The organism is Plesiomonas sp. ZOR0011 (assembly GCF_000800945.1).
GTDB classification, from domain to species: Bacteria; Pseudomonadota; Gammaproteobacteria; order Enterobacterales; family CAMTGL01; genus Plesiomonas; species Plesiomonas shigelloides.
This window is the reverse complement of sequence record NZ_JRKB01000025.1, coordinates 45,399-59,532: the sequence shown is the minus strand read 5'-3', so window position 1 is coordinate 59,532 and position 14,134 is coordinate 45,399. Positions and strand designations below refer to the sequence as shown.

Below are 14,134 nucleotides of genomic sequence, written 5' to 3'. Positions count from 1 at the left end.
CGTGATTATCAAGGGATGACCATGAGCGATGTGACTCTCTCTCCGTTACCCCCAGCGCTGCGGCATTGGCGCGGGCTCGGATTATGGAATTTCTACTTTATTACCAAGCTGGTGCTGTTCTGGCAGGGCTTGATCAACTTTCATCCGCTGTACAACTTGGCGTTGGCCGCGTGGTTATTGTTTCCAGTGGCACCGCTGTGGCTGCATCGTGGGCGTCAGTTACTGGCCTTACCGTTTGCGGTGGCGCTGTTCTATTACGACTCGTGGTTGCCGCCCTTTAACCGCTTATTGGCACAATCATCGGCGGTAGAGTCGTTCTCGGCCGATTATATGCTGGAGCTGGCCGGGCGGTTTATTAACTGGAACTGGCTGGCCGGTTGCTTGACGCTGCTGGTGGTCTACCTGTTTTTAAGTCAGTTCATTCGTTTTTCGTTGCTGATCTTTAGCACTTTGGCGGTACTGACTCTGTGGCCGTATTTGCAGCCGTGGTGGAGCGTTGAAAAACCGCAACTGCAAGCACAGGCGGAGCAGGTTAGCCGCGGTGTCGATAAAGCGGTGAATCGCGCCGATAGTGATATCCTCAGAGCCGAGCAGTCGTTGGCGGCGACAGGCGCGCCGCCGAGTGATGAGGTGCTCAATCGCACGCTGAGTGAGTTTTACCAGCAGCAAAGCCAACTGTTCACCAATTTCCCTGCTGCAGAGGCGCTACAAGCGCCGTTTGATGTGTTGATCTTGAATATCTGCTCGTTGAGTTGGTCAGATATGCAGGCGGTGGGGTTGATGGAGCATCCATTATGGCAGTCGATGGATGTGGTGTTTGATGAGTTCAACTCCGCCTCGACCTACAGTGGGCCTGCGATGATCCGTTTGCTGCGCGCTAGCTGTGGTCAGCAGACCAATGCTGATCTGTTCGCGCAGGCTGATCCACGTTGCTACCTGTTTGATAATCTACAGAAAATTGGGTTTAGCGAAGCATGGGCGATGAACCATGACGGGCACTTTGGTGATTTTGTTGCCGAAGCGCGGAAATTTGGTGGATTGGCGACGGAGCCTATGTCCTTGACCAATATGTCGCCGGTGATGACTTCGTTTGATGGGTCGCCAATCTACCGCGATTTGACGGTGTTGGATAACTGGTGGCAGCAGCGCTTGCAGTCAGATAAACCGCGCGAGGTGCTGTATTACAACACCATCACCTTGCACGATGGCAACCGCACCATCGATAACCGCGGCCAAACCAGCCGCGCCGACTATAAGCAGAACCTGACCCGTCTGTTTGATGATCTGCAAGCTTTTATTCAGAAGCTGGAGCAATCCGGTCGACCGGTAATGGTGGTGATTGTGCCGGAGCATGGCGCCGCCTTGACCGGCGATCTGATGCAGATATCGGGAATGCGGGAAATCCCGAGTCCATCGATTGTGCATGTCCCTGTCGGAGTTAAGTTAGTGAATGCCAAATCGCGCGTCAGCCAATCGCCGATGCACGTGACGCAGCCCTCCAGTTATCTGGCCATTTCGCAGCTGGTGGCTGATTTAGCCAATGGCCAAGCGTTCAGTCAGGATAACGTGGATGTGCGCGCTTTGGTGCAAGCATTGCCGCAAACGGTGCCGGTGGTGGCAGCGAACGAAGGCAGTGTGATGTTGCGCTATCAGGGCAAAGAGTACCTGACGTTGGATCGTAAAACCTGGACGCTCTATCCGCAGCAGCCGAGCCGTTAAGTTCATCGGCCTCTGCTAGGGGTCAGCTCGTGTTTACTAAGACGCCCGTGTGTTTTTCCACCAGAAAGTGGCAGAACACACGGGCGTTTGTTTATCTTTCCTCTGCGTTTCGGCAGCGCTAGTACTTAGAGCAAATACTGCGGATGAGCCTGAAACCACTGCTGCAAAATTTCGCTGAAAATCTGAATTTTGCGCGGCACATTGGGCTGCGCCACATGCAGTAAATACAGCGGATGCACACTGGTCTGCCAATCATCGAGTAGGGTGACCAGCTCGCCACGTTGCAGAGCAGGCGCGGCAATCAAGAGCGGACATTTAGCGATCCCGACATCGGCCATCGCCAATTGCAGCAAACTGCTGTACTGATTGGCGCGTAAACGGCCGTTCAAGGTCAGGCTCACCGCCTGTGCGCCTTGGCGAAAATGCCATTGCTCCCAAGCAGGATTATCACCTTGTAAGAAACAGTGCTCGGGCGGCAGTTGCTGTGGGCTGCTCGGTTGGCCATAACGCGCAAGCCAGCGCGGGCTGACCACGACCACATCGCGTAAGTGCCCAAGTAAGCGCGCACTGAGGTTCGCTGGCGGCGAAGGGGTCGCGCGTAGCGCGATATCGTGCTCCTCGGCGATCAGGTCTAACGGTCGGTTAGTAAAATTCAGTGCCACCGTGACCTGCGGACAGCGCGCGGTAAATGCTTGCATGACCGGCCCGATCAACTGATCGCCCAAGCTGGCTGGGCAGGTAAAACGTAAATGGCCGCTCTCTTCCTGCGTCAGTGCCGTGATCTCCTGCTCGGCCGCGCGCAAATCGGCAAAAATCTGCTCGGCCTGTTGGTATAGCTGATGTCCGGCTTCGGTGAGATGCTGGCGACGTGTTGTGCGCTGCAGCAAACGCGTCTGCAGTGCGCGTTCGAGGGCGCTGACATGCCGGCTGAGCATCCCTTTACTGCAGCCATAACTCTCGGCGGCAGCCGAAAATCCACCGGCCTGTACCACGCGATAAAAACTTTGCAGATGGGTCAGATCCATCTATTGGTGCTCCTAGGGAAACAATGCGTTCATTGTAGCCGCTTTTTCTTTATGGGCAGCGGTCTAGACTGAAAGGACACCCATTGTGGAGGCGGGAGTGAATATGAAGGTAGTGATTATTGGCGCCAGTGGCACCATCGGCCGTGCGGTACAGCAATTATTGCTGCAACAGCAGCATGAGGTGATCGGCGTGCGCCACCAAGGCGGCGAGTGGACGGTGGATATGACCGATGCGGACAGTATTGCGCAGCTGTTTGCGCGGATCGGTCACTTTGATGCCTTGGTGGTGGCCAGTGGCGCGGTGGCGTTTAATAGCTTAAGCGCCATGAGTACGGCCGAGTGGCAGGTCGGCTTGAACAGTAAATTACTTGGCCAAATTCACCTGACGCAGGCGGCGCTGTCGTGGCTTAATGAGGGGGGTTCAATCACGCTGATCAGCGGCATTCTAAGTTCGGAGCCGATTGCTGGTGGGATCAGCGCGAGTGTGGTCAATGGTGCGGTGGAGCATTTTGTGCGGGCGGCTGCCTGTGAAATGCCGCGCCGGATCCGGATTAATGCTGTTAGCCCGAGCGTAGTGACCGAGTCGTTGGTGCAATATGGCGCCTTCTTCCCTGGCTTTGAGGCGGTGGATGCGGCGCGCGTGGCCAAGGCGTATTACAAAGCCTTGGCCGGGATACAAAATGGCCAGATTTTTCGGGTGGAGTAACCCTGTGCTGAACGAAGCGTTTACTCTTCCATCACGTTAATGACCGGCTCTTGGCGACGGTGCATATTGGCACCGTCGTCTTTTTTCAGCAGTAAGAAGACCAAGCCAGACAGCAAAGTGATCAGCGCCACCGTCAGATAGGTGTGGTGGAAGGCCGATTGCAGTGACAGGCCGCTGTCTTTAAATAACGAGAGGATAGACGCGCCACTGGCAATACCGAAACTGATGGCCAGTTGCTGCGCCACGCTGAGAACGGCGTTGCCGCTACTGGCGTTCTGATCGGACAGATTACTCAGCGCCAAGGTGTTCATCGAGGTCAGTTGCACCGACATCAGCATCCCGAACAGGAACAGCACCGGCATCAATAGCCATAGCGCATGATGTTCATGATAGAACGAGAGTGCGGCGATACAAGCGGCAATCAGCAAGGTGCTGAGCAGCAACGTGCGGCGATAACTAAACCGGCGCAGCAAACGGGTGATAAACGGCTTGGACAAGATGGCGGCCAGCGCAATCGGCGCCATCATCCAACCGGAGACTTCGGCGCTGTAACCGAGGCTGACCTGCAGCATCAGGGGCAGCAAAAAGGGGATCCCGCCAGTGCCGAGACGGGAAAACAGGTTACCGCAAATCCCGATACTGAAGGTGCGAATTCGGAACAGCTTCAAATCAATCAGTGGCGTAGCGTAGCGTTTAGCATGGCCAATATAGCCGAGCAGCAGCAGCAGCCCCGTGGCGCTGGTCAGGTAGGCTTGCCAGCGCGCATGGCTGCGCTCACCCAGCATCTCTAATCCCAACGTGATCAGTACCAGCCCCAGACCAAACAGCAAAAAGCCGCGCCAGTCCATACGATGCGTTTGCATGGTGACATTCGGCATGTGGCGGTTGGCATACCATAAGCCGACCAGACCAATTGGCAGGTTAATCAGGAAAATCCAGTGCCACGAGGTGTAGGTGACCAGCCAGCCGCCGAGCAGTGGGCCGAGTACCGGGCCGATGAGCCCCGGCATGGTGACAAAATTGAGCACCGGTAGCAGTTGATCGCGTGGGTAGGCGCGGATCAGCGCTAAACGCGCGACCGGCATCATCATGGCGCCGCCGATCCCTTGGAAAATTCGCGAGGCGATCAGCATGCTGAGATTGGCGGACATGGCGCAGCTTAATGAGCCCAGCGTGAACAGCACCACCGCAATTTGGAATACCCGTTTGGTGCCGAAGCGATCGGCCATCCAGCCACTGAGTGGGATCAGCAGGGCCACGGTCAGGGTATAACTGATGATGGCCGATTGCATGGCAATCGGTGAGCGCTGCAAGCTGGCCGCCATGGCGGGCAGGGCGGTGTTGAGGATAGTGGCGTCGAGCGTCTGCATGAAAAGCGCCATTGCCGCAATCCACGGTAATCCTGCCATACTTCTGGGGGCTGTCATGCCGAATCCTCATTCTTCCACTGCTTAACAGCAGAATTAGACCGGATTTTGGTCAAAAGAGAAAGGGCGAATGTGCTTTGCAGGGAAAGTTGGCATTTTCTGCCACTTGAGGAATGTTGGTACGCGATCCTATCCGCACACCGGTTATCCCGCGTTAAGCGGTAACCGGTGTGCGAATAACTCAGTCATTATGTTCTGTGCGAAGCGCGCATGTGAAACGCGAACCTTAGCCGCGAAACAGAATATTAGCCCAACGGGTAAGACCGGCGGTGACCGAGCCAAAATCATCGCCGCTGACCAACGGAATGCCCGGTAACTGCTGTTGCAACAGCGCGCGCAGCAGTGGCGAGCGAGCGCTGCCGCCGGTTAAATACACCACATCCGGCATACCGCCGCCGCAGGTTAACGCTTCATGGACCAGCTCGCTGATTTTTTGCAGCGGTTGGCTGATGGCCTCTTCCAGATCGCTCACCTGCAGTTCGCAGGCGAGTGCCGGGGCGATAAAGTCTAAGTTAGCCTGACAGCTTGCTTGCTGCGACAGTGCAATTTTGCTCTCTTCGGCGCAGCGCACCAGACGGTAACCGAGACGCTGGCGATAAACTTTGAGCAGACGCTCGAACACCACCGGCTCGGCGGCATCATGCAGCAAGTTACGCAGCACCTGACCGTTGGCACTGCCATAAAAGTCGGCCTGTGCAGGCACATTGTTGATGGCGATGGCGTTCCAGAACGGCAAGGTCGGCAAGGCAATACCGTTACTTAAGTTGCCTCCCAGCCCCAGATGCGGCATCAGGCGATGAAAGGCCAAGGCGATATCCAGATCGTTACCGCCAATGCGGCAACCGCTGTGACCGAGCAGGCTTTGCTGGCGATCGGCGCGTGGATGCCACTGCGGCCCCATCAGCAGCAGTGAGCAGTCGGTGGTTCCGCCGCCGATATCCACTACCAGCACGCGCTGTTCGTGCTGTAAGGTGGCTTCAAAGTCCAGTCCGGCGGCGACCGGTTCAAACTGAAACTCGACCCGGTGCCAACCGGCGCGGCGCGCGGCGCGCAGCAAAATCCCTTCCGCTTGCTGGTTGGCTTGCTCGCCGCCGGTGCCTTGGAAGTTTACCGGTCGGCCAATCACCACTTCGGTCAGCGATTGCTGCAGTTGCTGCTCGGCTTGCTGGCGGATGTGATACATCATGGCGCACACCAAATCCTCAAACAGCGCCACTTGTAGCGGCTTTAAGCCGTTGGCACCGAGAAACGATTTGGGGGATTTCACGAAATAGACTTCGTCTGGCTCGCGCATGTATTGGCTCAGCGCCTGCTGACCAAAGCTTAAGCAGCCCGGGGTAACCTGAATATCTTCTTCGCGATTACTGCTGATGGCCGAGCGCAGCAATTGGGTGCTGGCCGCACCATCCGCCGGCACTTGCCAGTGGCGGTACAGATACTCACTGACCGCTTCGCGACTCGGCGCGCACAGCATCGACGGCAAATAAGGTGAGTCATTTTCCAGTGTCAGTAGCCGTGGGCCGTGCTCGGTCATATACCCCATGGAACAGTTGGCGGTACCATAGTCAAATCCGATATACATCTAGCCTACTCCTGACTGCGGGAAAAAAGGGGGCAGACTGTAGCGCACTTTGCCGCGTACGCCAAGGTGCTTGCGCCTAACCAAGCGTGCGCCCTTGAGGTGAAAAAAGCAGCAGAACATGCTATTGCTAACGCTAGGCATACGGTGTTGGGTGAACCGTTCATCAGGAGCCACATCAACGTAGTCATCAGTAGCAATGCCATCGGCATCAACGATGCATCGTGCTGCGCACGAGGGCAAGAGTGCTCCTGCGTGACGTGACGCTGCGGCAAAGAGAGGCAACATGATCGAACCAAGCATTCAGGGCGTGATTGCCCGTAACAGCCATCCGGCCGGGTGTGCTGCGTTTTTGCGCAGTTGGGCCGCCCGCTGTACGGCGCCGAACTCAAACTCGGCCTTATCGGCTGGCCCGCGTGTGTTAGTGCTGGGCGCATCATCGGGTTACGGCTTAGCACTGCGCACAGTGTTGCTGCAAGAATATGCCGCGCGCACCTTAGGCGTGGCTTATGAGCGTGGGCCATCGGGGCAGTACAGCGGCTCGGCTGGTTGGCATTTAAGTGCCGCGTTTGCCGAGTTGGCTGCTGAGCAAGGTTTGCCGGGGGAGACGTTGATGCTGGATGCATTTGCGCCGGCCAGTCGGCAGACGGTGATTGAGACTATCCGGCGTGATTTTGGTCAGGTGGATCTGGTGGTGTACAGCTTGGCCGCCGGCCAGCGCACGGTGGATGGGCGTAAAGTGCGCTCGGCCATCAAACCGGCCGGCGCGCCTTATCAAGGCTATCAGCTGGATCTGGCGACCGATAAACTGCAACCGGTGACCCTTGAGCCGGCCAGCAGCCAAGAGATGGCTGACACCGTGACCGTGATGGGCGGTGAGGATTGGCTGCAGTGGATGACGGCGTTGCAAGAGGCTGGCGTGTTGGCCCCCGGCGCACGTAGCGTTGCTTTTTCCTATATTGGCCCAGCCAGTACATGGCCGTTATACCGCGATGGCACCTTAGGGCAGGCGAAAGCGGATTTGCATCAGCGGGCGCAGCAGATTAATGCCCAATTACAAACGCTGGGTGGCGGCGCGTGGGTGGTCGTAGCGAAAGCCTTGGTCACCAAAGCTAGTATCTTTATCCCCGGGATGGCACCGTATTTGATGGCCCTGTATGCGGTGATGAAAGAGCAAGGCGTGCATGAGGATTGTTTGGATCAAATGCAGCGCTTATGTCACAGCCAACTGTTTGCCGAGCAGGTACATACCGACAGTGACCAGCTGATTCGCCTCGATGACTGGGAGTTGGCTGAGCCTGTACAGCAGGCGGTCGATGCGCGTTTAGCCTTGTTAAATCCCGATAATTTCATGCAGTACGGCGATTATCAGGGCGTAAAACAGGAATTTTTGGCGATGAATGGATTTGGGATCGCGGGGGTAGATTATTCTGACGAAGGGGCTTAACTGCGCGAGCTAAGCCGAAGTAAGCCGAAGATTGGTGCGCTACCCCCAAGTCGACACTTGGTTCGGTAGCGCATCAATTACACGGTTCAAAAACACGAGACAAAACGTGCACACTAACCCGTGTGGCAGCGTTTTACTTATTCGTCGTGCTCGATCAGCGCGGTAACCGCCGCGGAGGCTGCATCGGGATCCGAGCGCAGAATGGCATCGATAATGGCCTGATGACGCTCCAGTTTGACCACCGAGTCACGGGTCACGGTACGGAAATAAACCTGGAATACCGCTTTGAACAGGTTACCGAACGGCGTCAGGAACGGGTTGCCACTGGCAAAATAGATCATCTGGTGGAATTGGGTATCCACTTCAATCCAACGATCTTTATCAAAGCATTCGTCCAGTGCGCGCATTTCGCCCATCAGCAACGAGAGCTGATGACGGTCTTCCGGTGACGCATATTGCGCGGCCATCGCTGCCGCTTTTGGCTCCAGCATAATCCGCAGTAGCTGAAAGTCGTCGACCAATTTTTGCTTGTCGTCCTGCTCTGCCCACCAGGTCAGGAGATCCTGATCCAGGAAGTTCCAGTTACGACGAGGCATGACCCGGGTTCCGATCCGCGGGCGTGGTAACAACATGCCTTTTGCGGCCAGCATTTTCACAGCCTCACGGACTGCGGTACGGCTTACCCCGTACATTTCACCTAATTCCATTTCGCCCGGCAAAATTGCGCCGGGGGCGATTTGACCTGCCAAAATCTGACGTCCGATACTTTCTGCCAACTGATATGACAGATTACGCTGGGCCGCTTTTTGATGGTGGTGATTCATTTGTCCTCCCAACCGAATGCGGTGGTGTTGTTATAAGAGCCGCCGGCCCATTGTTCGACGGTAATTTTATCTATATTAGTAGGATGAAACATTATGAAATAGTGCGAAATACTATGAAATGGAGTGCTTATTTTGTAACAGCCAGCGGGCGATAAAATCGACAAACTGCTGTGGCTGATTCAGATCCAGTTGCGGTACCGAGACCGGCAGTGGCTCATCAGAGCCGAGCGCAATCACCTGCGCATCCAGCAAACTGGCCAGCGGACGATTTACCTCCTGTCGGTAAAGAGCGATTTTGGGGATCGGTTCGTGTTTAAAGCCTTCGACCAACACCAGATCGGTGCGCGTGGGGTCTAACTGACGGCACAGAAAGTCCAAACTGGCCGCGGGCTCGCGCTCGGGCGGCGTTTCGGTCATCAAAGCCCAGCGTTGATCGCACACCACAATGGTTTGTTCCGCCCCGGCTTTACGCAACTCGAAGCTATCTTTACCCGGAGTGTCGACATCCACATCGTGGTGGGTGTGCTTGATGAGTGCTGGACGGATCCCCTGTTGGTGTAGCAGAGGCAGCAGCGCTTTGAGCAAGGTGGTTTTCCCGCTGCCGCTGTAACCCACAATCCCCAAGATCGGCAACGTCATTTCAACTTCTCCAATTCAGGCTTTATCATCATACAATTATAGGGCGTATTTACGTTAACGAAAGCCGCCGCCTGATCGGAAAAGTCAACTGTTACCGCATGTTGCTGCTGGAAGAATGCCATCAACCGGCGCTCACCTTGTTGCAAACTGGCACTGATAGCCGGCAGCAAGCGCCGGTGTAACAGTGCAAACACCGGATGTGCTCGCTCACCATCGTGGGCAATGGCACAACTGGCATCTCCTATCTGCTGGGCGAAGCGCGCGACCAGATCGCGTGGCAAAAGTGGGCTATCACAGGGCACACAGACCACATACTCAGTACTACAGTGTTGTAAGGCGGTGAGCATACCGGCCAAGGGGCCAGGAAAATCAGGAGTGCTATCGGGATAAACAGGAAAACCACTTTCTGCATAACTATGCAAATTGCGATTGGCGATAATGTGTAGGCTGCTGACCTGCGGTTGCAGGCGTTGCACGGCATACCAGTATAAAGGATGACCGGCGACCTGACGTAATCCCTTATCGTCGCCGCCCATGCGTGTAGCCCGGCCTCCGGCCAGAATGGCACCGCTAATCACTGTGTTCACTGCCACCTTCTTTGCTCGCTGAATTCCGGCTTCATTTTAGCGCTGCTTTCCAGAATTGAAATATTCAGATACATAATAATTGCATTATCTTTAGCTGCATATAGCGGCAGTTTCACTGCAGAAAGTTGCATTTTAGCCCCAGATCTTGTGCTGTGACGGTAAACCCTGCTATTTTTCAGGGATAATAATGCACATACGGCACCCCAGGGTGCGGGAAAACAGAAGGTAAACCTGCAATGAAATGCCATCGCGTAAATGAATTGATTGAACTGCTGCATCCGGCTTGGCAAAAAGAGCCCGATTTGAACCTGATTGCCTTTTTACAAAAACTGGCGCAGGAAGCGGGTTTTACCGGTGATTTCAACGATCTGACCGATGATGTGTTGATTTATCACCTGAAGATGCGTGAGGCCGATAAAGCCGCGCCAATCCCAGGTCTGGCGAAAGATTACGAAGATGACTTTAAAACCGCGCTGCTGCGTGCACGTGGGATCATCAAAGACTGATCGCCGGCGAGCGCCCCGCTTGGCCGCGGGTTAGCGTAACGCAAATCAATGCAAAACGTCACGTATAGCGCGTGGCGTTTTTTTATGGCCAAAACATGGTTTGCTGGTGATGAGTACGTCTCGGTAGCCCTTTCTACTTTGATGTAAGTAAAGTGATAATAAAAAGTTGCGTTATGTGGGGAGCGGCTGCGTTATACTGGGCGCGAATTTGTGGAGTATTAGCGCAGGTATCGATTCAGGTGGAGCCCAGCCGAACGAGGGAAGCATCTGCGCCTAGCCAGCCGGTGGCGAAGCAAGCGAGGGAGAGCGGGAATGCAGCCAGATCCGCAGCAAAAATCGACCATTCCGGTCAAGAATGTCAACACGGATATTAACACCTCGGAGAGTCCTTCTGGGTTGAAGTATTTTGACCCGAGTCAGCGCCTGTATGTTCGCGCGGTTAGCGGAACTTATCAGCGTCTACGCCGTTACGGTGGTTGGGTATTGATGCTGCTGTTTTTCTTGCTGCCGTGGGTACCTTATCAAGGGCGACAAGCGATTTTGCTGGATGTAGAGCAGCAACAGTTTCACTTTTTTGCCACCACCTTGTTTCCACAAGATCTCACCTTGCTGGCTTGGTTACTGATCATTGCCGCTTTTGCCCTGTTTTTTATTACCACCTTTTTAGGCCGCGTCTGGTGCGGGTATTTGTGCCCGCAAACGGTGTGGACGTTCATTTTTATCTGGTTTGAAGAGCGTTTTGAAGGCACGGCCAACCAGCGTCGAGCATTGGATAAAGCCCCGCGTAGCGCCAATAAAATTCTGCGTAAAACCGCCACGCATCTGTGCTGGCTGGGGTTTTCCCTGCTGACGGCATTGGCGTTTGTCAGCTACTTTGTGCCAGCGAAAGCGCTGTATAGCGAATTTTTCCGCGCTGCCTCTGGCGGCTGGACAGTCTTTTGGGTGCTGTTTTTTACCGCCTGCACTTACGCCAATGCCGGCTGGATGCGTTCTATCATGTGTACGCACATGTGCCCGTACGCCCGTTTTCAATCGGCGATGTTCGATCGCGATACCTTTATCGTGGCCTACGACAGCGCGCGCGGTGAGCCGCGTGGGCCGCGGCGGCGCAAAGTTGATCCGGCGAGCTTAGGCTTAGGCGCCTGTATCGATTGCGATCTGTGTGTGCAGGTGTGTCCAACCGGCATCGATATTCGCCAAGGCTTGCAGTATGAGTGCATCAACTGCGGGGCGTGTATCGATGCCTGCGATCAAACCATGCAGCAGATGGGCTATGCACCGGGACTAATCAGCTATACCACCGAGCATAAACTGGCTGGCCACAAAACCCGCTTATTGCGACCGAAACTGTTGGGCTATGGTTTGGTATTGGTGGTGATGATCGGGCTCTTTAGTGCCAATTTACTGCGCTTACAACCGGCCAATTTAGAGGTGCTGCGCGATCGTAATCAGCTGTATCGTATTAACAACGAAGGCGCGATTGAAAATACCTTTATCCTCAAGCTGCAAAATAAAACCCAGCAACCGGTGACATACCAGTTAGCGGTACAAGGGCTACCGACTGATGTGCAGTGGTTGGGCCCACAGCAAGTGCAAGTGGCGCCAGGCGAGGTAGATACCATCCCGCTGACCTTGGCCGTACCTGAAGGCGCGGCGTTATCTGCCGTGCAGCCGATCCGCTTTAGTGCTACTGCCGTCACCGGCAACGGCGCCGCAGTGAGTGCGGAGAGCCGCTTTTTTAGCGCGCGTTAATTTGGGTACTCAATAGCACTTAACTGGTGTTAAGTGCCGCGCCTTATAGCAGGGCTGCGCGGGATAGGTGCAATTGGCAATTGATCAATGAATGTTGCCGCCTGCGCTGTGCCGGCTGATTCTGCTATGCTGTGCTCTACTTGATGATGATGGTACAGGCCGACCATGACTGAGCACAGCAGCGCATTTGCTTTTCAAACACTCTCTCCCGATCTGATTATGGACGCCCTAGAGGCGGTCGGGATCCGTGTCGATTCCGGTTTGTTGGCCCTTAACAGCTATGAAAACCGCGTGTACCAGTTACTGGATGAAGACCGGCGCCGGTACGTGGTGAAATTTTACCGCCCACAGCGCTGGAGTGCGGCGCAGATCCGCGAAGAGCATGAGTTTGCCTGTGAGCTGGCCGCCGCCGAGATCCCCGTGGTAGCGCCACTGACCCTGCAAGGCGATACCCTGCATCAGCACGAAGGCTTCTGGTTTGCGGTGTTCCCGAGTGTCGGTGGACGCCAGTATGAAGTGGACAATCTGGAGCAGCTGGAGTGGGTGGGGCGCTTTATGGGCCGTCTGCACCAGCAGGGGCAAAAGCAGCTGTTTAGCGCCCGGCCGACGCTGGGGCTGGATGAATACCTGTATCAGCCGCGCGCCTTTTTACAACAATCCGATTTTATTCCGGCCGAATTACGTCCGGTGTTCTTTGCCGATCTGAATATGCTGATCAACGAAATCGAGCAGCACTGGTATAGCGATTGGCAGCCGTTGCGCCTGCACGGTGATTGTCATCCGGGCAATATTTTGTGGCGCGATGGCCCGCTGTTTGTCGATTTAGATGATGCGCGCAATGGCCCAGCGGTGCAGGATTTATGGATGTTGCTTAACGGTGAGCGGCATGAGCGTTTGATGCAGCTGGATATTCTGCTGGAAAGTTATGGCGAATTTTGTGATTTTACTGCGCGGGAATTGCAACTGATCGAGCCTTTGCGTGGTCTGAGGATGGTGCATTACATGGCGTGGCTGGCTCGGCGCTGGGAAGACCCAGCATTTCCGCGCAGCTTTCCCTGGTTTGCTGAGCCGCGTTATTGGGAGCAGCAGATCTTGGCCTGTAAAGAGCAGATCGCCGCGTTGCGCGAACCGCCATTGCAATTGATGCCAATGTATTAAGGCGCGTTTCTTGCGCGCTTCAACCGGCATCGTTTGGGTTTAGAGAGAGGCGTGGGTGGCACCCGTGTGGGTCTGCCTAGCACCATCAGCGTGTTTTTATTGTTTATTTTAAAGGATGTGGAAATGAAGAAGATTTGGCTGACGTTAGCGGGATTGTTGCTGGCGACTCAAGTGGCTGCCGCCGAGTTTACTGAGGGTAAACAGTATGTTGCTTTGGAGCGTCCGGCAACTGCCAGACCGGAAGCCATTGAGTTTTTCTCCTTCTATTGCCCAGCGTGTTTTGCGTTTGAAAATACGTTCCATATTCCGCAGATGATCCGCTCTGAAATGCCGACAGATGGCCAGTTCAAGCAATACCACGTCGATTTTCTGGGCCCATTGGGTAAAGACCTGAGCCAAGCGTGGGCGGTGGCCAATGTGTTGGGTGTGGAGCAGAAAGTGGCACCGGTGCTGTTTGAAGGGATCCAGAAAACCCGTAGCATCAAAACGCCAGCCGATATCCGCGCCGCGTTTGAAAAAATCGGTGTGAAGGGTGATGAGTATGATGCCGCGCTGAGCAGCTTCATGGTGAGCTCGTTTGTCGCGCAGCAAGCTAAAGCAGCGCAGGACTTCCAAGTGGAAGGCGTGCCATCTATCTACATTAACGGCAAATTCCGCATCGAACCTCGCGGTTTTGACGCGAAAAACAATGATCAATTTGTGCAGCAGTACGGTGCGTTAGTTAAATTCCTGCTGCAACAAAAGTAAGTTTGAGCGTCTGGTTGC

Annotated in this window: 13 protein-coding genes; 7 read left to right on the top strand and 6 right to left on the bottom strand. The window is 55.0% G+C overall.

Annotation, left to right across the window (positions count from 1 at the left end; genetic code table 11):
* The first annotated feature begins 21 nt into the window (after positions 1-21).
* A complete protein-coding gene (gene bcsG, locus L975_RS04200; RefSeq protein ID WP_052181262.1) occupies positions 22-1,719 on the top strand; it encodes a cellulose biosynthesis protein BcsG in 1,698 nt (565 codons plus the stop codon).
* 125 nt (positions 1,720-1,844) lie between these two features.
* Here bcsG and L975_RS04195 read toward each other — a convergent pair whose 3' ends face one another.
* Positions 1,845-2,744, bottom strand: a complete 900-nt coding sequence (locus tag L975_RS04195) for a LysR family transcriptional regulator (protein ID WP_047707382.1) — start codon at positions 2,742-2,744, stop codon at positions 1,845-1,847.
* A gap of 103 nt (positions 2,745-2,847) precedes the next feature.
* Here L975_RS04195 and L975_RS04190 point away from each other — a divergent pair, with 103 nt between their 5' ends.
* Positions 2,848-3,450, top strand: a complete 603-nt coding sequence (locus L975_RS04190) for a short chain dehydrogenase (protein WP_047707380.1) — start codon at positions 2,848-2,850, stop codon at positions 3,448-3,450.
* A gap of 20 nt (positions 3,451-3,470) precedes the next feature.
* On the opposite strand, the gene mdtD is transcribed toward L975_RS04190, so the two are convergent.
* A complete protein-coding gene (gene mdtD, locus L975_RS04185) occupies positions 3,471-4,877 on the bottom strand; it encodes a multidrug transporter subunit MdtD (RefSeq protein ID WP_047707378.1) in 1,407 nt (468 codons plus the stop codon).
* 226 nt (positions 4,878-5,103) lie between these two features.
* A complete protein-coding gene (gene yegD, locus L975_RS04180; protein ID WP_047707376.1) occupies positions 5,104-6,459 on the bottom strand; it encodes a molecular chaperone in 1,356 nt (451 codons plus the stop codon).
* A 283-nt stretch (positions 6,460-6,742) separates the two neighbouring features.
* Between yegD and fabV the strand changes: the two genes are divergently transcribed.
* The gene (fabV, locus tag L975_RS04175; RefSeq protein WP_047707374.1) at positions 6,743-7,903 is read left to right on the top strand and encodes an enoyl-ACP reductase FabV; all 1,161 of its coding nucleotides are present in this window, start codon (positions 6,743-6,745) and stop codon (positions 7,901-7,903) included.
* Between the two features lie 137 nt (positions 7,904-8,040).
* Here the strand turns inward: fabV and L975_RS04170 are convergent, their stop codons facing one another.
* The 3 genes from L975_RS04170 to mobA all read right to left on the bottom strand — a co-directional run bounded on the left by L975_RS04170 (position 8,041) and on the right by mobA (position 9,953).
* Positions 8,041-8,727 (bottom strand): FadR/GntR family transcriptional regulator, encoded by a 687-nt coding sequence (locus L975_RS04170; protein ID WP_010862927.1) that lies wholly within the window; start codon positions 8,725-8,727, stop codon positions 8,041-8,043.
* Between the two features lie 111 nt (positions 8,728-8,838).
* Entirely contained in the window at positions 8,839-9,366 is a 528-nt protein-coding gene (mobB, locus tag L975_RS04165; protein WP_047707373.1) for a molybdopterin-guanine dinucleotide biosynthesis protein MobB, read from the bottom strand.
* Positions 9,363-9,953, bottom strand: coding sequence for a molybdenum cofactor guanylyltransferase MobA (gene mobA, locus L975_RS04160; RefSeq protein ID WP_047707372.1), 591 nt, complete (start codon positions 9,951-9,953; stop codon positions 9,363-9,365). The genes mobB and mobA overlap by 4 nt, the downstream gene beginning before the upstream one ends.
* Before the next feature lie 236 nt (positions 9,954-10,189).
* Here mobA and L975_RS04155 point away from each other — a divergent pair, with 236 nt between their 5' ends.
* The 4 genes from L975_RS04155 (at position 10,190) to dsbA (ending at position 14,116) form a co-directional block, all read left to right on the top strand.
* Positions 10,190-10,459, top strand: coding sequence for a YihD family protein (locus tag L975_RS04155; RefSeq protein ID WP_010862924.1), 270 nt, complete (start codon positions 10,190-10,192; stop codon positions 10,457-10,459).
* A 312-nt stretch (positions 10,460-10,771) separates the two neighbouring features.
* Entirely contained in the window at positions 10,772-12,211 is a 1,440-nt protein-coding gene (gene ccoG / locus L975_RS04150) for a cytochrome c oxidase accessory protein CcoG (protein WP_072033013.1), read from the top strand.
* A 165-nt stretch (positions 12,212-12,376) separates the two neighbouring features.
* Positions 12,377-13,369 carry a serine/threonine protein kinase gene (locus L975_RS04145; protein WP_047707371.1) on the top strand — a complete coding sequence of 331 codons (993 nt, stop codon included), beginning with the start codon at positions 12,377-12,379 and terminating at the stop codon, positions 13,367-13,369.
* A 123-nt stretch (positions 13,370-13,492) separates the two neighbouring features.
* On the top strand, positions 13,493-14,116 hold the full coding sequence (gene dsbA, locus L975_RS04140) for a thiol:disulfide interchange protein DsbA (RefSeq protein WP_010862921.1): 624 nt from the start codon (positions 13,493-13,495) through the stop codon (positions 14,114-14,116).
* Positions 14,117-14,134 lie beyond the last annotated feature (18 nt).